Below are 19,079 nucleotides of genomic sequence, written 5' to 3'. Positions count from 1 at the left end.
CTTTGCCCCCTATCTAAAGGCGAAGAGCTTAGGCATACCGGAGCTGCGCATTCCATTGCGCAGCCTGAAGAAATGCGCCAGTTATGGCGCGACTTCACCTCATGACGATACCTGGCTGGTAACCTATTCAGCCAGGTATTTCACTCAGGAGAACTGCAAATACGCCACGTGGGTCTGCAGATACTCTTCCAGTCCGTGACGTCCATCCGCACCACCAATACCCGATTTGCGCCAGCCTGCATGGAACCCTTGCATCGCCTCGAAGTTCTCGCGGTTGATGTAGGTCTCACCAAACTTCAACTGACGCAGCGCAATCATCGCCGTGTTCAGATTTTGCGTGTAAATCGAAGAGGTCAGGCCATATTCACAATCGTTAGCCAGCGCGACGGCTTCATCAAGGGTTTTAAAGGTCATCACTGGTAATACCGGACCAAAGATCTCTTCACGCATGATCTCCATCTCCTGACGCACACCGGTAATAATCGTCGGTTCGAAGTAGAACCCTTTATCACCGGCGCGTTTGCCGCCCAGCACTACTTTTCCGCCTTCAGACACTGCTTTGGCGACTTTCTGCTCCACGCGTTCCAGCGCGGCGGCGGTGATCAGCGGGCCCATGTCGATATCGGTTTGTTCGGCCGGATTGCCAAACTTCACCTGCTTCATTGCGGCAGTCAGAGCGGTGATAAAGCGATCATAAATGCCTTCCTGGACATACACGCGTTCCGCACAGTTGCACACCTGTCCGGTGTTGATCACGCGTGAGCTGACAATCGCCTTCACAGCGAGATCCAGGTCTGCATCATCCATGACAATCGCGGGGGCTTTGCCGCCGAGTTCCAGCGACACCTTGGTGACATTTTTCGCTGCGGATTGCATGGTGGCAATGCCCGCGCCGACGCTGCCGGTCAGGCTCACCAAACCGACTTTCGGGTTCGCCGCCAGCTCCTGACCGACTTCAGGACCATAGCCAAACACAAAGTTGATCACGCCCTTCGGCAGGCCAATCTCATGCACAATCTGCGCGAAAATCGCCGCGTTGTTAGGGGTGAGCTCACTGGGTTTGATGGCAATAGTGTTGCCGGTAATCAGCGCCGGAGCGGCTTTACGCGCAATCAGGAAGAAGGGGAAATTCCACGGCAGGATACCGGTGGTGACACCGATGGCTTTCTTAAATACAAAGATATTTTCATTTGGACGATCGCTATTGACGATTTCACCTTCATAACGACGCGCCCATTCGGCCATGTAATCCAGATAATCGGCGGTGAAAAGCACTTCAGTTTGCGCCAGCCCCTGCGTTTTACCGCCTTCCGCCACTATCGTGGCCGTCAATTCGGGTTCACGCTGGCGGATACCGGCGGCAATTTTATGCAACCAGTTGCCGCGTTCTACTGCGGGCAACGCTTCCCAGCCGGGTTGTGCAGTTTCTGCGGCCGCAATTGCCTGTGCTGCATCTTGCTGAGTGCCTTGCGGCACGCGTGACAGCAGCGCTTCAGTCGCCGGATTGATGACCTCAATCCATTTATCGTTCTGATCGTTTACAAACGCGCCATTAATGTAATGTTGATGGTGTGTTGTCATCTGTAGGGTCTCCGCGATCGGTTTCGTTATCAGGGTGTGAATCGAGAGTGAAACAGATCAAGGTGTAGCACCTTTTTGTCAGTGCCAGAGCGGATGACGAGATGGCAGAGAAGGGAAGAACGGTACGACAGACGCAGCATTCCTGTTGAAATGCCGCGTATTCAGCGTGTTAGCTAATCATCCTTTTCAGCAAAAATATCAGGAGCCTGGCACCGCCGCGCCGCTGGCGATAAACCAGGCGAGGAAACTGACGCCAGCAATGATGATGGCAATAGGGAAGAGCAGTCCGATTTTCATAATTATCCTGATCGTTAAGCGAGTTGAACAATGGCGCGATGGGTTTTCATCATACTGAACAGCTGGAATTGGCTGGCGTCATCCACCTCGCGCAGATGTTCGCCTTTCTGATACCGAATGCGGTGAACATGCCCGAGTTGACGCCACACCACGATGGCCGAAGCCAGCAGGGCGCAGTTCTCTTCGCTCTGGATGCAGTCAAGTGTGGCGTAACGTTCTTCATCCAATCCATTAATGAACACGTTTAACGCCTGGGGCGGCACAATGGCGCGGATATCATCCAGCATCACGCGGCTCACCTGCTGCGACAACAGCAGCGTCAACCTTTTGCTATTCATCTCATTCCTTCGTTGCGATGATTTTTCCAACGTTATACGGAGTTCGCCACGTCGGGGAAAGCTCATCGGGCGGCTTTGCGTGACTGCCATGTTAAACAGCAGGCTGGCAGTCAGTCAAAAACTGTGTCGATCAACACAACAAAAATAAAAAATATCCCCAATAATAAGTCACTTATAAAAATCAGTCAGAATGTTGCCTGCAAATGCGATTTTGTGATCCTTATGTTGAAGACCCGCCGAATTTTGCCAGCAGTGCGCGCTTTCCGGCAGCCATCCAAAGGCTGAAGAAAAGCTGCGCACCGTAGACTGCTGCTAATCGGGAAACTATCGGTTTCCTGTGGGCCTCAACCTTACGAAGGAATAACAATGAACAGTGCCATTCTTGCCGGTATTTTATGGCATCTGGTGGGTGCCGCCAGTGCCGCATGTTTTTATGCTCCGTTTAAGCAGGTAAAAAAGTGGTCATGGGAAACAATGTGGTCAGTGGGCGGCGTGATGTCATGGCTGATTCTGCCATGGGCGGTCAGTGCCGTGCTGCTGCCCAACTTCTGGGCCTATTACGGCAGTTTTAGCTTCTCGCAACTGCTGCCGGTGTTTCTGTTTGGTGCCATGTGGGGCGTCGGAAATATTAACTATGGCCTGACCATGCGTTATCTCGGCATGTCGATGGGCATTGGTATTGCCATTGGTATCACCCTCGTGGTGGGCACCTTGATGACGCCGCTGTTGCAGGGACGCTTTGTTGAGCTGTTCAGCTCGCCAGGCGGACGTATGACGTTGTTAGGCGTACTGGTGGCGTTGGTGGGTGTGGCGATCGTTTCACGTGCCGGTTTGTTGAAAGAGCGTGCGCTTGGCATCAATGCGGAAGAGTTTAATCTCAAGAAAGGACTGGTGCTGGCGGTGTTGTGCGGCATCTTCTCCGCCGGGATGTCTTTCGCGATGGATGCGGCGAAACCGATGCATGTAGCGGCAGCCAATCTGGGTATCAATCCGCTGTACGTGGCCTTACCCAGCTATGTGGTGATCATGGGCGGCGGTGCGCTGGTTAATCTGGCTTACTGCTTTGTGCGTCTGGCGATCAAACCGGAACTGTCAGTACGTCGCGATTTCTCAGTGGCAAAACCGATGCTGATGGCCAACGTGGCCTTTGCCGTGCTCGGTGGCACCATGTGGTATCTGCAGTTCTTCTTCTACGCCTGGGGCCACGCGAAAATTCCTGCGCAATATGACTTTGTCAGCTGGATGCTGCACATGAGCCTGTATGTACTGTGCGGTGGATTAGTGGGTCTGGTGCTGAAAGAGTGGAAAGCGGTGGGGCAGCGCCCGGTGCGCGTGCTGTCGTTGGGTTGTGTGGTGATCATCATCGCGGCCAACATCGTGGGATTGGGCATGGCCAACGGTTAATTAACTCGGCTTCCTATAAAAATCCTGACGCGCGGCAAGGTGCGTCAGGCTTTTATTTTGTCGCTCAGTGAGGCGTGCTGAGGAAGAAAACGCTGGCGCCAGGCGCTGGGTGTCAAACCGGTATCCCGCGTAAACACCACCGAGAAGTAATTGCTGTCATCAAAGCCGCAGCGCGCGGCCACTTCACTGATTAAACAATCCTGGGTGCGCAACAAATATTTTGCCTGGCACAGTTGCAGCTGCCGTAAATAATGGCCCACCGTCATGCCGGTTTGCTGACGAAACAGCTGCTTCAGCGCACGTTCATTCAATTGGTTTTGCTGGCAAAAATGGGATAAGTCGAACGGGCGGTGCAGCGCACCCTGTAAAGCTGACATCAGCAAATCCAGTTGTTCACCTTCCGGCAGCGCCCATGGACGGTCAGCTGCATAACCATGGCGACGCAAGATCAGCGCCAGCTGCAGAAACAGGGCCTCAGAGAGCTGAATCGATAATGAATCACTTTTACGGCTCTCCCGCTCGAGCTGGCTGATCACGCCACGCGCCAGCGCCATGCCGCGCGTGGTTAAGCGCCAGCAGCTGGGTGCATCATCGTCCTGTGGGGGCAGCAGCTGGCTCCAGTCCAGACTCAGACGAAAGCGATCGCGGCAGTAAAGAATGTTATCCAGCGCCAAATCGTTGACGCTGTCATAACTGTGGCAATCATTGTCGCGGATATAGAACACATCGCCGCAGGTGATCAACCACGGGCGATCGTTGAGCACGTGCAAGCCGTTGCCGCGCCAGACGATCACAATTTCACTGAATTCATGACGATGCGGGGGGAAGGAGGGTTGAGGCATGCGTTCGGCCACCGCAATCGGCAGATTGGTGGCCGGGAAATAGTCTTCGCGCGTCAAAATCAGCGACATGGGAACCACTCCAGTTACATCATCTGCTGGCGCTCCGCTCGGGGCGCGCAGCCAAATTCCCGCCGAAACAGCGTGGAGAAGTGGTTGCTGTCACCAAATCCACACTGATAGGCGATGTCCGTTATGCGCATATCGCTATGGCGCAGTAAATGCCGGGCCTGCAATAAGCGCAGACGATTCAGGTAGCGCTGCGGCGTATTGCCGGTTTGCTGCTTCATCTGGCGATGCAGGGTGCGCAGCGAAAGCGAGAAGCGATCGGCCAGCGCATCCCATTCAATATCTTCACTGTAGTGCTCATTGAGCCAGTCAAGCAACCGATGCAGACGCGCTTCCTGATCCTGCGCCTGATCGTTGTGACCCGCCTCGCGCAGCAGCACCAGCAGTTGCAAAAACAGCTGCTCCTGATGCGCCTGTCGCTCCAGCGACCAGACCTCCTGCTGTTTCATCTGCGTCACAATCTGCAGCGCCTGCGCCATCACCTTGTGATTGATACGCCAGTGCGACAGATAGTTACCGTTTTCATCGCCGGGCAGCAATGACTGTAAACCAGAGAGAAAACGAAACGCTGCCGGGCTGCGGTACAGCACATTAGTCAGGCACAAATTCTCGGTCTGCTCATACAAATGGCGATCGTGATCGCGCACAAAGCACACGCAACCGGCGCACAGGGTCTGCGGCTGGCCGTTAAACACGTGAATACCGGAACCTTGCTCAACCAGCACGATTTCATGGAAATCATGATGATGTTCGGGAAAGGCCTGCTGCGGTACGCGCGGCTCAATAGCAATCGCGTAGTTTCCTTCCGGAAAGAAATCAGCACTGTGCAGAACGGTCATGATGCGCCTCTCGATTAACAATTTTGTAACCGAGTCTACGCAGGCGCTGCGCACCTTACCTTGAAATTTAAACCGCACAGCGCAGGAAAATGGCCAATTATTCAAGATCGGCCAAGTGATTGATGGAATTGCGGTAAAGCTCACAACTCTGTTGTTCCCCGGTTCTGTGAGCTTTCTCACGATCATCTTTGCCAGCCTGCCATCGACTATCACGCGCTGGCAGTAAGGGGAAGGTGGCCAAGCGCCAGTATTCATACGCTAAAGCCATCTCATCACAGGAAGAAACGCCATGAGTATGCGTAACATTGTTGCCATTGATTTAGGCGCATCCAGCGGGCGCGTGATGCTCGCACAATGGACCTCTGCTAACCAGCGCATCACCCTGCGTGAAGTGTGCCGTTTTGCCAACCAGCGTGTTCGTCGCACCGGTTATGACTGCTGGGATCTCGACAGTCTGGAGCAGGCGATTCGCGCAGGGCTGGCGCAGTTAGATGATGAGGGCATCGTGCCGGACAGCATCGGCATTGATACCTGGGGCGTGGATCTGGTGCTGCTGGATGCCAACGGCGATCGGGTGGGCGAAACGGTCAGTTATCGTGATTCGCGCACCGATGGCGTGATGGCACAAGCGATCAATGAGCTGGGTAAAGCCGCGATTTACCAGCGCACGGGCATCCAGTTTCTGCCCTTCAATACCCTTTATCAGCTGCGTGCGTTGCACCAGCAACAACCGGGCTGGCAGGCACAGGTCAAACATGCGCTGATGATCCCGGATTATCTGCATTACCGTCTGACCGGCAATATGAACTGGGAGTACACCAACGCCACCACCACGCAGCTGCTCAACATTGACACCGGCGAGTGGGATCGCGAGTTGCTGGCGTGGGCGGGGATTGATGCCGACTGGTTTGGCAAACCGACTGCGCCGGGCAACACCGTGGGCAACTGGGTTAACGCCAGTGGTAAAAAGATCCCGGTGGTGGCCGTCGCCACCCACGATACCGCCAGCGCGGTATTGGCCACGCCGCTGATGCAGGATGATGCCGCTTATCTCAGTTCTGGCACCTGGTCGTTAATGGGCATAGAAAGTCTGCAACCCTGCGTCAACCGCACGTCGCTCGACGCCAATATCACCAACGAAGGTGGCGCGGAAGGCTATCGGGTGTTGAAGAACATCATGGGACTGTGGCTATTACAGCGCGTATGCAGCGAATTGCACATCTCAGATCTCTGCGCATTGATTGACGAAGCAAAAAATGAATCCGCCTGTCGTGCCCTGATCAATCCTAATCATACGCGTTTTATTAATCCCGCCAGCATGGTGCAGGAGATTCAGGATGCCTGCGCTGAGCAGCATATGCCGATTCCACAAAGCCCTGCAGAGCTGGCACGCACCATTTTCGACAGCCTGGCGCTGCTGTATCGCCAGGTGATAGGCGAACTGGGCAACCTGCGCGGAACCGCGATTCGCCAGTTACATGTGGTCGGCGGCGGCAGTCAGAACCCATTACTGAACCAACTCTGTGCCGATGCCTGCGAAATGCCCGTACTGGCCGGCCCCATTGAAGCCTCAACGCTGGGTAATGTCGGCTGCCAGCTGATGGCGTTGGGTGAACTGCGTGATGTGGCCGAATTGCGTCGCTGCATCGATAAAAATTTCCCGTTAGAAACGTTTGCACCTCAGAACGCCAGCATCTTTGCTGCCCACCAGGCACGCTTTGCGGCACTGAGCCAACCTGCTAAGGAACTTGCATATGACAAAGCTGATTGAACAAGCCTTTGAACTGGCGAAACAACGCTACGCGGCGTTGGGTATTGATGTGGACCAGGTAATGACCCAACTGGATGGCATCCCGGTGTCGATGCACTGCTGGCAGGGGGATGATGTTCGTGGCTTTGAAAACCCGAATGGCGAACTGACGGGCGGTATTCAGGCCACCGGCAATTATCCGGGACGCGCTCGCAACGCGGATGAGCTGCGTGCGGACATAGAAAAAGCCATGTCGCTGATCCCCGGCACTAAACGCCTCAACCTCCACGCCATTTATCTGGAAAGCGATTCGCCAGTTGAACGCGATGCCATTGAGCCGAAGCACTTTAGCGGCTGGGTAGAGTGGGCGAAATCCAACAAATTAGGACTGGATTTTAACCCCAGCTGCTTCTCACACCCGCTGAGCGCCGACGGCTTTACGCTTTCCCATGCTGATAAAGGGATTCGCCAGTTCTGGATCGACCACTGCAAAGCCAGCCGCCGTATTTCAGCGCACTTTGGTGAACAGCTGGGAACCCCATCGGTGATGAACATCTGGGTGCCTGATGGCATGAAAGATCTCACCATCGATCGTCTGGCACCGCGCGAGCGTCTGGCCAGCGCGCTGGATGAAGTCATCAGCGAGAAGCTCGACCCGCGTCATCATATCGATGCGGTGGAAAGCAAACTGTTTGGTATCGGCGCGGAGAGTTACACCGTGGGCTCCAACGAGTTTTGCCTCGGCTACGCCGCCAGCCGTCAAACGGCGCTGACGTTAGACGCCGGACATTTCCATCCTACCGAAGTGATCTCCGACAAGATTTCCACCGCCATGCTGTACGTGCCGCGCCTGCTGTTACATGTCAGCCGCCCTGTACGCTGGGATAGCGATCACGTGGTGCTGCTCGATGATGAAACGCAGGCCATCGCCACTGAGATCGCCCGCCACAAACTGTTCGACAAAGTGCATATCGGCCTGGACTTCTTTGACGCCTCGATTAACCGCATCGCAGCCTGGGTGATTGGCACCCGCAACGCCAAAAAAGCGCTGCTGCGCGCACTGCTGGAACCCTGCGATCAGCTGCGAAAATGTGAGCAGGAAGGGGATTACACCGCGCGTCTGGCACTGCTGGAAGAGCAGAAATCTCTGCCATGGCAGGCGGTCTGGGAAGCCTGGTGCCTGCGCCATGATGTGCCCGCCGATGCCAGCTGGCTGAGCGAAGTGCGCCACTATGAACAACAAACATTGCCTCTACGTTAAGGGATCAACTATGCAAAATATTCTCTCTTCGTCCTTTGTTCAGGACATGGTGAAAGCCACCAGCGATATGTGGTTAAAAGGCTGGGATGAGCGTAACGGCGGCAACGTCAGCCTGCGTTTATTGCCGGAGGAAGCTCAGGCCTGGTCAGCCGATTTTTATGCCGAACCGCGCTGTATTGAGTTAACCAAACCGGCGCCCGCGCTGGCTAACGACTGGTTCCTGGTGACCGGTTCAGGCAAGTTTTTCCGTAATGTTCAGCTTGATCCCGCCGACTGTCTGGCGCTGCTACAGGTGGACGATAAAGGGTTGTCGTACAAAATCCATTGGGGACTCAGCAACGGCGGGTTGCCAACCTCGGAACTGGCGGCGCATTTCCAGTCGCACAGCGTGCGTAAGCAGGTTTCCAATGGGGCTGACCGGGTGATTATGCACTGCCATGCCACCAACTTTATGGCGTTGAGCTACGTGGTGAATCTGGATTCCGCCCGTTTCACGCGTTTATTGTGGGAAGGCAGCACCGAATGTCTGGTGGTGTTCCCGGATGGCGTCGGCATTCTGCCGTGGATGGTGCCGGGAACCGATCAGATTGGTCAAGCCACTGCCGATGCCATGGCATCACACAGCCTGGTGATGTGGCCGTTCCACGGCATTTTCGGTGCCGGTCCGAATCTGGATGAAACTTTTGGACTGATCGACACGGCCGAGAAGTCTTCAGAAGTGGTGGTCAAAGCCTTGTCGATGGGTGGGATTCGCCAGAGCATCACCACCGAACAGCTGGTGGCACTTGGAGAACGCTTCAGTGTGCAACCGTGGCAAGCGGCATTGGATGTGGAGCGCAGTGATGTTGCGTAAAGCCTTTGTGATGCAGGTGCATGCGCACTGTCATGATGAATATCTGCGTCGCCATTCACCGATCTGGCCTGAGCTGGAACAGACGTTGAAAACTCACGGTGCGCACAACTATGCGATTTGGCTGGATGCGGAGCGTAATTTGTTATTCGCCAGCGTGGAGATAGAGTCGGAAGCACGTTGGGAGGCGGTCGCGAACACGGAAGTGTGCCAGCGTTGGTGGGCATCGATGAAAGATTTGATGCCATCGAATGCGAACAATAGCCCGATCAGCCAGGTGTTAAAACCGATGTTTTTTATGCCTTAAGGATTTCAAACATTACACTTTGGTGCAAGTCAGGGGCGGCCTGGAGGTCGCACCTGACTGCAAAGTGATAAAACATCGTCAGCAGGCTATGACGCGTTCAACGCGCAGTAGCCTGCCAGAGCGGGCCAGATGGCCATCTGCGTATCGACTATTCCATCGAGATCGTCACGGCTTGCGCCTTCACGGGCGCGCACTGACATGCCCTGCAACACGCAGGCCAGATAGCTGGCCAACGTACCGCTGTTGGCACACTGCGGCAATTCGCCACGCTGTTGCCGGACATCCAGAAATTGCTGCAAAGCCCGTTCCTGTGCATGGTGCTGCTTAGCCAGCATCTGTGCAATCTCGTCTGAGCCTGAAGAGAGCGCACTGGAGGTGCAGATAAAGAAACAGCCAGCGGGCTTATCACACTCGGTAAAACAGGCTGCAGTGGCACGAAAATAGGCCTCAATCGCGGCTTTGACATCGAGTGTTTCATCCTTAAGCACCTGATTACGCTGCGCGCTGAAGGTATCGATGTAGCGCTGCATTGCTGCGCGGAACAAGCCTTCCTTATTCTCAAACTCCGCGTAAAGCGTCGGCGCTTTCGCCCCCGTCGCGTTCACCAAATCTGACAGCGAGGTGCCTTCATAACCGTGTGCCCAAAACAACATTAACGCTTTATCCAGCGCATCGTTGCGATCAAACACTTTGGGGCGACCACGCGTTTTGCGATTAAGCGTGTCGGTCATTTGCGTCATAGGGACACCTCACTGCATGAAGAACATGTGATTAAATTACCGATCGCTAACTAAATATGCAAGCGCAGCCGACATTCCCTCTCATTCACTTTGCCCGTTTGTGCTTTACCTGCGGCACAACACTCAAATCGATAAGTGAAAAAGGGCGCTAAAGCCCATAATCACGCCTCTTCTTAATAAAATAATGACCGTTAATAAAATGATTGACGAGATGCCCAGTTCGGCGCTAGCATTTAATTAACGGTTGTTAACTTAATTCAGCCGACCCCTTCCATCTGCATAAGAGAGACGATCATGAAAAGCATCAAAATGGTATTAGCCGCAGTCGCACTGTCATCCATCGCGTTTGGTAGCATGGCTGCTGAACTAGTGAATCAGGCACCATTGAACCAGCAGCAAATTGGTGTGGTCAGTGCATCAGGTAGCACTAACCTGGCTTCACTGGAGAATCAGCTATCGGAGAAGGCGAGTGCTGCCGGAGCAAAGTCGTTCCGCATCACTTCGACCTCTGGCAACAACAAGCTAAATGGCACAGCGGTAATTTATAACTAATTACCAAAGCGCGAAGAATGGCGCAGGGGCGCACCGATGTGGGCCCTTGGTTATGAGCGGATTATCCGTTTGAACGGAGTTGCGGATACCGACGGAAGATGGCGATACACCAGAACAACGCAACCAGTCCAATTAACCCCCCCACGTTACCCACATCCGACATTTTCATATGCAGGCTGACCTGGTTCCCCAACAGGGCACCCGCACCAATCCCGATGTTATAAATACCTGAGAACAAGGACATCGCCACATCGGTGGCATCCGGTGCCAGTGACAGCACACGAACCTGCATCGCCAGGCCGATCATCATCATTGCCATGCCCCAGAAAATGCACAGCAGCGAAATGGCTGCAGGGCGCACGGCGGCAAACAGCAACAGCCCCATACTCAACGTGATGATGCCAATCGCGGCGAGTAACATCGCTGAGGGGAATTTGTTGCCCAGCGAACTGAACAGCACGCTGCCGATAATCCCGGCTGAACCGAACAGCAACAGCAGTAAGGTCGTGAAGTTCTCATCCGCATTCGCGACCACCTGCATAAAGGGTTCGATGTAGCTGTAAGCGGTGTAGTGCGCGGTGACCACCAGCGTCACCAGAATATACATTGCTACTAACGCCGGACGGCGGAACAGCATCGGTACGCTACTCAGTGAGCCTGTGTGCTCGCTCGGCAGACGTGGCAGTATCCGCACCAGCAAAATTAGCAGCACCAACGCTGACAAGCCGATCATGCCGAAAGTGGTGCGCCAGCCGAGGTATTGCCCAACGATTCGGCCAATGGGCACGCCCAACACCATCGCCAATGCCGTACCGGTTGCCAGCATACTCAACGCCTGGGTTTTTTTGCCAGCCGGAGCAACACGAATCGCGAGTGAAGCAGTAATCGACCAGAATACCGCGTGCGCCAGTGCGATGCCGATGCGCGAAATCACCAGCGAGGTGAAATCCCATGCCACGGACGAAAGCACATGGCTGGCGATAAACAGAATGAACAACACCGACAGCAGCAGACGGCGTTCTATATTCCGCGTCAGTAGCATTAACGGCAGGGATAACAGCGCAACGACCCATGCATAAATGGTCAGCATAATACCGACATCAGCGGTCTTCATGGCGTAGCTCGCCGCTATATCCGACAACAGGCCAACAGGTACAAATTCAGTGGTATTAAAGACAAAGGCGGCAATCGCCAGCAGCACAACGCGTAGCCAGGCTGTTTTACGTGAGACGGTAGTTGGTTGCATGGGGTTCAAATCGATCTGACAGCGAGTGAGGGGGCGAAACGAGCCCGGTTAAGTGACCTGCATCACAAATTGGGGCTATTGTGGAGCATTAATGAGCGGATGAAAACCATATAGACCGTTTTTATTCCTGAATATTTTTTATCGCTGAAGACCTGGTTAATAGCCTGAGGTTATTATCAATTCTTGCTTTTTGGCTAAGGGGTGAACGCAGGCAAGAACAATCAAAGCGTAGCGCTTTATGATTCCGTGATGAGGAAGTCGGCTGTTTCTGTATGAGAACGATGTGACAGCCGTACTTAACAACACGCCTTAAGCGCTACGCGATTGTCAGACCAGCATTATCAGAGTTGCACCATGTGTTTTAGCGCCACGCTATGCTGAGTGGTCAGGCTTTTTTTTACCGCCACCGGGCAACAATGCTCGCATCCCATCGCATTGGAATAGAATTTACGGGCTTGTTGAATGGCGGCCGTGGCGGTGTAGAAAGTCCCGAGAAAGCGCCGTGCACCATCGGAAGGGAGGAACGGGCAGCCTGTTGCATGTACCACATGGTTGTCGTTATAGCCTGCATGCTTATCGACGTAATAATAGAGTTGCATCTAACGTCCTCATTGCTGTGAAAAAAGAAAATCTAACTATTGTTGGAATAAAATGGATTATAGCGACGAATTGTCGTTTTGTTTTAAGTGGGACTATTTGAAAGCGCGATTCTGACGGCTTAAGCGAGAAGCGGGGCGCAGCGGCCCCGTCGTTTAGATGAAAGGTATTACAGTTTTCGGCACTGTAAACGCCAGCCGACGAATAAGGCCAGCAACAGCAACACACTGATGAACAGCGTCACGCCCGTCCAGCCATAGCTGTGCCAGAACACACCGCCTAACGTGCCCGCCACGCTGGAACCCACGTAGTAGCTGAATAAATAAAGTGACGATGCCTGGCCTTTGGCGCGGCGTGCGCGTGGACCAATCCAACCGCTGGCAACGGAGTGCGCGGCAAAAAAGCCCGCTGTAAACAGCATCATGCCGGGCAGTATCAGCCAGAGTGAATCAAATGCGGTGAGCAACAACCCAGCCAGCATAATGGCGGTGGCGCCAATCATTACCGGACCACGGCCAAAGCGGCTGGTCATCGCGCCTGCTTTAGGAGAACTCCACGAGCCGGTCAGATAAACCACCGACAGCAGACCCACCACCGCCTGGCTTAGCGACCAGGGTGCGCTCAACAAACGGTAGCCAATGTAATTAAACAGCGTCACAAACGCGCCCATCAGCAGGAAACCTTCTGCAAACAGGAACGGCAAACCCTTGTCGCGCCAGTGCAGGCGGAAATTGATAAGTAAACTGCGCGGTCGCAACGAAGCGGGACGGAAATGACGTGATGCCGGCAGAATCTTCCAGAACATCAGTGCGCCTGCTAGCGAGAAGCAACCGATCACCCCAATGGCTACACGCCATGAGAAGAAATCGGTCAGCACCCCGGTGAGCAAGCGTCCGCTCATGCCGCCAATAGAATTGCCGCTGATGTACAGCCCCATCGAGAAGGCAATAACGCGGGGATGAATCTCTTCACTTAAATAAGTCATCCCGACCGCTGCCACACCGCTGAGAGACAACCCAATCAGTGCACGCATCATCAAAATGCCTTGCCAACTGGTCATGGTGGCCGAAATCAACGTGCAAATGGCGGCGAGCATTAAGGCAGTGACCATCACCGACTTACGCCCGATGGCATCGGATAGCGGGCCGGTTACCAGTAAGCCCAGCGCCATCAAACCCGTTGAGAGTGACAATGAAATACTGCTCTCAGCGGGAGAGACGCCAAACTGCTGTGACAGCACGGGCAGAATTGGCTGCACACAATACAGCAGCGCGAAGGTGGCCAATCCAGCGGAAAATAATGCCAGCGTGACGCGCATAAACTGCGGCGATCCACGTTCAATCCATTCGGAGGAGGCTACGGTTGAATCAGGCTTAGCGGACAACTCGTCTTCACGAATTGTCACTGCCTGGGAAGAGCGACTCACGGAATATCCTTAGATGAGGAACGGTCTGATTACTGTAGGAAAATGGGAATAGGTTGTACAATATATTAATAATCTCAAATGAGACGTTTAAAGTATGAATATTGAGTTGCGCCATCTGCGGTATTTCATCGCCGTTGCGGAAGAGCTGCACTTTGGCCGCGCGGCGCAGCGGCTGAATATCTCCCAACCGCCGCTCAGTCAACAGATTCAGCAGCTGGAGCAGGAGATTGGCGCACAGCTGTTTACCCGCACTAATCGCAGCGTGCAGATCACACCTGCCGGTCAGTTGTTTTTACAGGATGCGCGCGTCATTTTGCTGCAGGTTGAACAAGCCGCCAGTAGGGCAGCGCGTGTGCACAGTGGACAGGAAGGCGAGCTGCGTATTGGTTTCACCTCTTCCGCACCCTTCACCGGCCTGGTTTCGGACGCGCTGTATCAATTTCGTCAGCGTTGGCCGGAAGTGCATATTTCGATGCAGGAAAATAACACGCGTCAGCAGTTAGCACCGCTGCACGAAGGTCGGCTGGATTTGGGGGTGATGCGCAACACACCGTTGCCAAGCGATTTACAGCATCGGGTGCTGTTGCGCGAGCCGTTGTGCGCGCTGGTGCACTGGGCACATCCGCTAGCGGATGCCGAAACGATCTCTATTCAGGCACTGGCCAACGAGCCCTTCGTGTTTTTTGATCCACAGGGGGGGACCGCGCTGTACGGGGAAACACTGGCGCTGTTGCACCGTTATCAAATCAAACCGTTTATTACACAGGAAGTGGGCGAAGCGATGACGATTCTCGGTCTCGTTGCTACCGGATTAGGAGTGTCCATATTACCGGCTTCTTTCCGGCGTGCGCGACTGGCTGATGTGGTGTGGATTCCCCTGCAGGAGCACGATGCCATTTCTGAAGTCTGGCTGGTCTGGTCAGCCACGCGGCAACCCACTGCGCAAATGCACAATATGATGCAATTGATGATGCAGAATGCCGAAATTTAAATCGTCTGATGATCAATGGCCCGATCTTTATGTGCGATAAATCACATTTCTAATCAAATATTTGACGCTGCCTGCCAATCTGCATCACCATAGCTGCTGTTTATTTAGAAGCGCGAAAATATCCGGGAGCAGGGCGTGAATCTGGACAGTCAGCCTGGCCACATTGACCAAATAAAACAGACCAACGCAGGTGTGGTTTACCGACTGATTGACCTTTACGGCCCGATTTCGCGTATTGAGCTTTCTAAACGTGCCCAGCTGGCACCCGCCAGCATCACCAAAATTGTGCGTGAAATGCTCGATGCGCATCTGGTGCAGGAAACCGAGTTCCAGGATCCAGGCAGCCGTGGCCGTCCGGCCATTGGTTTGATTCTTGATACCCTCGCCTGGCACTATCTTGCCATCCGTATTCAACCGGGACATATCACGTTAACGCTGCGCGATCTGAGCAGCCGTGCTTTGCAGGAAGATCGACTGCCACTGCCTGCCAGCGCTGACCAGCCGCTGCTGCAAACGCTGCAGCAAATGGTTAATGACTTCTTCGTCCGCCATCAGAACAAACTTGAGCGTCTTACCGCGATTGCCATCACCTTACCCGGTTTAATTAACGCGGCATCGGGTGTGGTGCATCGCATGCCGGGCTATGACGTGCAGGAAATGCCGTTAGGTGAAACACTTTCCTCGCTCACGGGTTTACCGGTATTTGTGCAACATGACATCTCCGCCTGGACGCTGGCCGAAGCGCTGTTCGGTGCTTCGCGCGGTGCGCAGGATGTTATTCAAATAGTGATTGATGAAACGGTTGGTGCGGGTGTGATCAGCGGGGGCCAGCTTTTGCACAAACGAGGTCGTGCGCTGGTAGAAATTGGGCATACGCAGATCGATCCTTACGGCCAGCAGTGTTACTGCGGTAATCATGGCTGTCTGGAAACCGTGGCCAGCACAGGCAGTTTATTGCAGCTGGCGGCCCAGCGTTTATCTTCGCAACCCGACAGTTTGCTGCATCGGGAACCGCTAACCATCGCCAGTTTATGCGCAGCCGCGCAGCAGGGCGATCGACTGGCGCGTGATGTGATTGCCGGTGTCGGCCACCACATTGGTCGCATGTTGGCAATGATGGTGAATATCTTCAATCCCCAACAAATCCTGATTGGTTCTCCGCTTAATCAAGCCGCTGAGGTGCTGTTTCCTGCCGTTAGCAGCACCATTCGTCAGCAGGCGTTACCCGCATACAGTCATGAGATCCAACTCGCCCCTACCAGCTTTAGCGATCCGGGCACTTTTGGTGCCGCCGCGCTGATCAAAGACTCACTTTATAGCGGCCATTTGCTGGTAAAACTGTTGCAAGGCTAATCACTGCTCGCCTTAAGTTTGCGCTAACGCAATCTGCCATCCGAGACATTTCCTTAAACTGCCTTCTTCGCAGGTTACACATCGCTTCAACGAAGGAGGAATAAGGTGAAAACAATCTTTGTCACCGGTACCGACACTGCGGTGGGTAAAACCGTCGTGTCACGCGCGCTTCTGCAGTGTTTCGCCAAAGCGGGTCTCTGTGCAGCAGGCTACAAACCTGTTGCTAAAAGTGCACAGCACACGCCAGACGGATTGCGTAATAAAGATGCTTTGCTGCTGCAGCAGGCATCGGGGCTTGAACTGCCTTACCAGGCGGTGAATCCCATCACCCTGGAAGAAGATGAAATCAGCACCAGCGCATCCGTGCGAATGGATTATCCGTTGCTGAGCCGCAGCCTTGAGCAGTTACAAAGCCGCGCCGCGCGGGTGGTGGTGGAGGGAACTGGCGGCTGGCGCAGTCTGATGAATGATCTGCAGCCGTTGTCCAGTTGGGTTCAACAGGAACAACTGCCGGTCGTCATGGTGGTGGGCATTAAGGAAGGTTGCATTAGTCATGCTTTACTGACCGCTGATGCCGTTGCTCGTGATGGGCTGTCTTTGGTGGGCTGGGTCGCCAACCGGATTAATCCAGGATTGGCTCATTACGCTGAAATCATTGATGTTCTGCGTGAAAAGCTAGGCGCACCGCTGCTGGGTGAGTTGCCTTATCTGCCGCGTGCCGAGCAGCGTGAGCTGAGTGGTTATCTGAACATTTCCCTGCTGGATGAGGCATTAATGCACGTTGATAGTGCACAGCCTGCGGCCTGATGAAACGAAGTGATGCAAATGATCGGTGGCTGAATCTAAGGTTTCGGGTTCAGCATCCGAGATCGCTCTGCTTAAATCAGCTTATAATCATGCGGTTATAAATTTTTTAATCAATGTGAGTGCCAGTGGCGTGAATCATGCATCAGCCATGCTGATGAATATTCTGCCGGAGCACACACATGTCGCACTCCCCTAAAGGTTTATTGTATGGGCTTGATGCCCGTATTGGTCCTGTTCCCGCCTTTTTCGCTGCGTTGCAGCACGTCCTTGCCAGCGTGGTGGGGATCATTACGCCGCCACTGATTATTGGCTCAATCCTCGGATTGCAGACTTACATTCCGTATCTGATCAGCATGTCTTTGCTGGTTTCCGGTTTAGGGACATTTCTGCAGGCGCGTCGCTTTATGGGGATTGGGGCGGGCATGATTTGCCTGCAAGGCACCAGCTTTGCTTTTCTCGGCGTCATCTTATCTGGCGGTTTGATGGTGAAAGCGCAGGGCGGTTCACCGGAAGCAATCATGGCGATGATCATGGGCTGTAACTTTGTGGCCGCGTTTATCCCCATGTTGATCAGCCGTTGCGTAGCGCCGTTGCGGAAAGTGCTGACGCCGGTGGTGACCGGCACGGTGATTACCTTGATCGGCATCAGCCTGATTAAAGTGAGCATCACCGATTGGGCTGGCGGCCATAACGCCACTGACTTTGGTGCGCCAGGAAATCTGGCGCTGGGCGCGCTGACGCTGCTGGTGATTATTGTGCTTAACCGTTCCCAGAATCGCTGGATGCGCCTTGTTGCGGTGGTAGCAGGTATCGCCGTGGGCTGTCTGGCGGCGGCACTGACCGGCCATCTGCCCATCAAACCGATGATGTCCAGCCACTTGCTGGTTTTGCCTTCATTTTTCCGCTTTGGTTTCGATTTTAGCTGGAGCATTTTCGTGCCGATTGCGCTGGTATCGGTGATTTGCGTGATTGAGGCGGTAGGGGATTTGACGGCGAATTGCCTGATTTCGCAGCAACCCATTGAGGGCGACGGTTTTCAACATCGTTTGCAGGGTGGCATTTTGGCTGATGGGATTAGCTGTCTGTTCGCCGCGATGTTTTCGGCATTCCCTAATACTACCTTTGCGCAGAATAACGGTGTGATTCAGATGACCGGCGTGGCCAGCCGTTATGTTGGCATGGTGATTGGTGTGATGCTGATGCTGTTAGGGGTGTTTCCGGTGATCGGCAATGTGCTGCAGCAAATCCCTGCGCCGGTACTTGGCGGCGCCACACTGGTGATGTTTGGCAGTGTGGTGGCGGCAGGCATTCGGGTGATGACGCAATCCCCGTTGGGACGCCGTGAGATGTTGATCGTCGCGGTGTCCTTTGGTATTGGCTTGGGTGTGGAAGCGGTACCCGAGGTGTTGAAGCAGTTGCCACCGTTGGTGAGTAATTTGTTTGGTCATGCGGTGACCACGGGGGGCATTCTGGCGATGCTGTTGAATATCGTGCTGCCATCTGAGCGGGGTGATGAGCGGGTTATCGGTGCGGTGGAGGAAAATCACTGATTTGAGTCTGTGGTTGCGTTGGGAGAGTTGGGGAGCTAAACCGCTGGCTGTGAGTTTGTGCGTACGTCGGAAGAGGTGGGGATTTAAACCACTGGCTGTAAGTCGGTGCGTACGTCGGAAGAGTTGGGGATCTAAACCACTGACTGTGAGTTGGTGCGTACGTCGGAAGAGGCGGCAGATCGTAAAGACGCCATAAACCATCCCTGGGGCTCGGCCCGCGCCATCCCTGGCGCAGGACGCTTTACTCCTCTGCCGCCTCTTCCAACGCTTTAGCTGTTGTGC

The 19,079-nt window shown here is 54.2% G+C and carries 19 protein-coding genes; 10 read left to right on the top strand and 9 right to left on the bottom strand.

Going from position 1 to position 19,079, the window contains the following annotated elements; translation table 11 throughout:
- Positions 1 to 144 precede the first annotated feature (144 nt).
- The 3 genes from aldA to QMZ65_RS01105 all read right to left on the bottom strand — a co-directional run bounded on the left by aldA (position 145) and on the right by QMZ65_RS01105 (position 2,216).
- Complete coding sequence (gene aldA, locus QMZ65_RS01115) at positions 145 to 1,581, bottom strand: aldehyde dehydrogenase (RefSeq protein WP_097117079.1); 1,437 nt, start codon at positions 1,579 to 1,581, stop codon at positions 145 to 147.
- A 198-nt stretch (positions 1,582 to 1,779) separates the two neighbouring features.
- A complete protein-coding gene (locus tag QMZ65_RS01110; RefSeq protein ID WP_141399000.1) occupies positions 1,780 to 1,878 on the bottom strand; it encodes a YoaK family small membrane protein in 99 nt (32 codons plus the stop codon).
- A gap of 14 nt (positions 1,879 to 1,892) precedes the next feature.
- Positions 1,893 to 2,216 (bottom strand): hypothetical protein, encoded by a 324-nt coding sequence (locus tag QMZ65_RS01105; protein ID WP_097117080.1) that lies wholly within the window; start codon positions 2,214 to 2,216, stop codon positions 1,893 to 1,895.
- Between the two features lie 366 nt (positions 2,217 to 2,582).
- Here QMZ65_RS01105 and rhaT point away from each other — a divergent pair, with 366 nt between their 5' ends.
- A complete protein-coding gene (rhaT, locus tag QMZ65_RS01100) occupies positions 2,583 to 3,620 on the top strand; it encodes an L-rhamnose/proton symporter RhaT (RefSeq protein ID WP_283215232.1) in 1,038 nt (345 codons plus the stop codon).
- A 44-nt stretch (positions 3,621 to 3,664) separates the two neighbouring features.
- On the opposite strand, the gene rhaR is transcribed toward rhaT, so the two are convergent.
- Both rhaR and rhaS read right to left on the bottom strand, forming a co-directional pair.
- A complete protein-coding gene (gene rhaR / locus QMZ65_RS01095) occupies positions 3,665 to 4,531 on the bottom strand; it encodes an HTH-type transcriptional activator RhaR (RefSeq protein WP_283215231.1) in 867 nt (288 codons plus the stop codon).
- Positions 4,532 to 4,545: 14 nt separating this feature from the next.
- Positions 4,546 to 5,367, bottom strand: coding sequence for an HTH-type transcriptional activator RhaS (gene rhaS / locus QMZ65_RS01090; protein ID WP_097117082.1), 822 nt, complete (start codon positions 5,365 to 5,367; stop codon positions 4,546 to 4,548).
- Positions 5,368 to 5,656: 289 nt separating this feature from the next.
- On the opposite strand from rhaS, the gene rhaB reads away from it, so the two are divergent.
- From rhaB to rhaM, 4 genes are read left to right on the top strand one after another with little or no spacing between them, the layout of a single operon-like run.
- The gene (gene rhaB / locus QMZ65_RS01085) at positions 5,657 to 7,138 is read left to right on the top strand and encodes a rhamnulokinase (RefSeq protein WP_283215230.1); all 1,482 of its coding nucleotides are present in this window, start codon (positions 5,657 to 5,659) and stop codon (positions 7,136 to 7,138) included.
- Positions 7,122 to 8,378 carry an L-rhamnose isomerase gene (locus tag QMZ65_RS01080; RefSeq protein WP_283215229.1) on the top strand — a complete coding sequence of 419 codons (1,257 nt, stop codon included), beginning with the start codon at positions 7,122 to 7,124 and terminating at the stop codon, positions 8,376 to 8,378. The genes rhaB and QMZ65_RS01080 overlap by 17 nt, the downstream gene beginning before the upstream one ends.
- Positions 8,379 to 8,388: 10 nt before the next feature.
- Positions 8,389 to 9,231 carry a rhamnulose-1-phosphate aldolase gene (rhaD, locus tag QMZ65_RS01075; protein WP_283215228.1) on the top strand — a complete coding sequence of 281 codons (843 nt, stop codon included), beginning with the start codon at positions 8,389 to 8,391 and terminating at the stop codon, positions 9,229 to 9,231.
- Positions 9,221 to 9,535: an L-rhamnose mutarotase gene (gene rhaM, locus QMZ65_RS01070; RefSeq protein ID WP_097117086.1), complete on the top strand. Its 315-nt coding sequence runs from the start codon at positions 9,221 to 9,223 to the stop codon at positions 9,533 to 9,535. The genes rhaD and rhaM overlap by 11 nt, the downstream gene beginning before the upstream one ends.
- 86 nt (positions 9,536 to 9,621) lie before the next feature.
- Here rhaM and QMZ65_RS01065 read toward each other — a convergent pair whose 3' ends face one another.
- Positions 9,622 to 10,275: a TetR/AcrR family transcriptional regulator gene (locus QMZ65_RS01065; protein ID WP_097117087.1), complete on the bottom strand. Its 654-nt coding sequence runs from the start codon at positions 10,273 to 10,275 to the stop codon at positions 9,622 to 9,624.
- 294 nt (positions 10,276 to 10,569) lie between these two features.
- On the opposite strand from QMZ65_RS01065, the gene bhsA reads away from it, so the two are divergent.
- Positions 10,570 to 10,827 (top strand): multiple stress resistance protein BhsA, encoded by a 258-nt coding sequence (gene bhsA / locus QMZ65_RS01060; RefSeq protein ID WP_283215227.1) that lies wholly within the window; start codon positions 10,570 to 10,572, stop codon positions 10,825 to 10,827.
- Positions 10,828 to 10,888: 61 nt separating this feature from the next.
- Here bhsA and QMZ65_RS01055 read toward each other — a convergent pair whose 3' ends face one another.
- From QMZ65_RS01055 to ynfM, 3 genes are all read right to left on the bottom strand, one after another.
- Positions 10,889 to 12,073, bottom strand: a complete 1,185-nt coding sequence (locus QMZ65_RS01055; RefSeq protein ID WP_211727945.1) for a sugar transporter — start codon at positions 12,071 to 12,073, stop codon at positions 10,889 to 10,891.
- 341 nt (positions 12,074 to 12,414) lie between these two features.
- Positions 12,415 to 12,672 carry a hypothetical protein gene (locus tag QMZ65_RS01050; RefSeq protein ID WP_034831174.1) on the bottom strand — a complete coding sequence of 86 codons (258 nt, stop codon included), beginning with the start codon at positions 12,670 to 12,672 and terminating at the stop codon, positions 12,415 to 12,417.
- A gap of 167 nt (positions 12,673 to 12,839) precedes the next feature.
- On the bottom strand, positions 12,840 to 14,096 hold the full coding sequence (ynfM, locus tag QMZ65_RS01045) for a multidrug efflux MFS transporter YnfM/SxtP(Kp) (protein WP_283215226.1): 1,257 nt from the start codon (positions 14,094 to 14,096) through the stop codon (positions 12,840 to 12,842).
- A gap of 94 nt (positions 14,097 to 14,190) precedes the next feature.
- Here ynfM and QMZ65_RS01040 point away from each other — a divergent pair, with 94 nt between their 5' ends.
- From QMZ65_RS01040 to QMZ65_RS01025, 4 genes are all read left to right on the top strand, one after another.
- Positions 14,191 to 15,087, top strand: coding sequence for a LysR family transcriptional regulator (locus tag QMZ65_RS01040; protein WP_097117090.1), 897 nt, complete (start codon positions 14,191 to 14,193; stop codon positions 15,085 to 15,087).
- Positions 15,088 to 15,222: 135 nt separating this feature from the next.
- Complete coding sequence (gene mlc, locus QMZ65_RS01035) at positions 15,223 to 16,440, top strand: sugar metabolism global transcriptional regulator Mlc (RefSeq protein ID WP_160832956.1); 1,218 nt, start codon at positions 15,223 to 15,225, stop codon at positions 16,438 to 16,440.
- 105 nt (positions 16,441 to 16,545) lie between these two features.
- On the top strand, positions 16,546 to 17,247 hold the full coding sequence (bioD, locus tag QMZ65_RS01030; RefSeq protein WP_097117092.1) for a dethiobiotin synthase: 702 nt from the start codon (positions 16,546 to 16,548) through the stop codon (positions 17,245 to 17,247).
- A 179-nt stretch (positions 17,248 to 17,426) separates the two neighbouring features.
- Positions 17,427 to 18,797, top strand: coding sequence for a nucleobase:cation symporter-2 family protein (locus tag QMZ65_RS01025; RefSeq protein WP_283215225.1), 1,371 nt, complete (start codon positions 17,427 to 17,429; stop codon positions 18,795 to 18,797).
- The last annotated feature ends 282 nt before the right edge of the window (positions 18,798 to 19,079 follow it).

It is taken from the genome of Pantoea sp. EABMAA-21 (assembly GCF_030053335.1).
GTDB classification, from domain to species: Bacteria; Pseudomonadota; Gammaproteobacteria; order Enterobacterales; family Enterobacteriaceae; genus Pantoea; species Pantoea communis.
Note: the sequence above shows the minus strand (reverse complement) of the source record. Positions and strands in the feature narration are given on the sequence as shown.

Bases quoted from the DNA above. Each gene is read 5' to 3' on its own strand.
- aldA (WP_097117079.1), bottom strand. From the start codon at position 1,581: ATGACAACACACCATCAACATTACATTAATGGCGCGTTTGTAAACGAT.
- QMZ65_RS01110 (WP_141399000.1), bottom strand. From the start codon at position 1,878: ATGAAAATCGGACTGCTCTTCCCTATTGCCATCATCATTGCTGGCGTC.
- QMZ65_RS01105 (WP_097117080.1), bottom strand. From the start codon at position 2,216: ATGAATAGCAAAAGGTTGACGCTGCTGTTGTCGCAGCAGGTGAGCCGC.
- rhaT (WP_283215232.1), top strand. From the start codon at position 2,583: ATGAACAGTGCCATTCTTGCCGGTATTTTATGGCATCTGGTGGGTGCC.
- rhaR (WP_283215231.1), bottom strand. From the start codon at position 4,531: ATGTCGCTGATTTTGACGCGCGAAGACTATTTCCCGGCCACCAATCTG.
- rhaS (WP_097117082.1), bottom strand. From the start codon at position 5,367: ATGACCGTTCTGCACAGTGCTGATTTCTTTCCGGAAGGAAACTACGCG.
- rhaB (WP_283215230.1), top strand. From the start codon at position 5,657: ATGAGTATGCGTAACATTGTTGCCATTGATTTAGGCGCATCCAGCGGG.
- QMZ65_RS01080 (WP_283215229.1), top strand. From the start codon at position 7,122: ATGACAAAGCTGATTGAACAAGCCTTTGAACTGGCGAAACAACGCTAC.
- rhaD (WP_283215228.1), top strand. From the start codon at position 8,389: ATGCAAAATATTCTCTCTTCGTCCTTTGTTCAGGACATGGTGAAAGCC.
- rhaM (WP_097117086.1), top strand. From the start codon at position 9,221: ATGTTGCGTAAAGCCTTTGTGATGCAGGTGCATGCGCACTGTCATGAT.
- QMZ65_RS01065 (WP_097117087.1), bottom strand. From the start codon at position 10,275: ATGACGCAAATGACCGACACGCTTAATCGCAAAACGCGTGGTCGCCCC.
- bhsA (WP_283215227.1), top strand. From the start codon at position 10,570: ATGAAAAGCATCAAAATGGTATTAGCCGCAGTCGCACTGTCATCCATC.
- QMZ65_RS01055 (WP_211727945.1), bottom strand. From the start codon at position 12,073: ATGCAACCAACTACCGTCTCACGTAAAACAGCCTGGCTACGCGTTGTG.
- QMZ65_RS01050 (WP_034831174.1), bottom strand. From the start codon at position 12,672: ATGCAACTCTATTATTACGTCGATAAGCATGCAGGCTATAACGACAAC.
- QMZ65_RS01040 (WP_097117090.1), top strand. From the start codon at position 14,191: ATGAATATTGAGTTGCGCCATCTGCGGTATTTCATCGCCGTTGCGGAA.
- QMZ65_RS01025 (WP_283215225.1), top strand. From the start codon at position 17,427: ATGTCGCACTCCCCTAAAGGTTTATTGTATGGGCTTGATGCCCGTATT.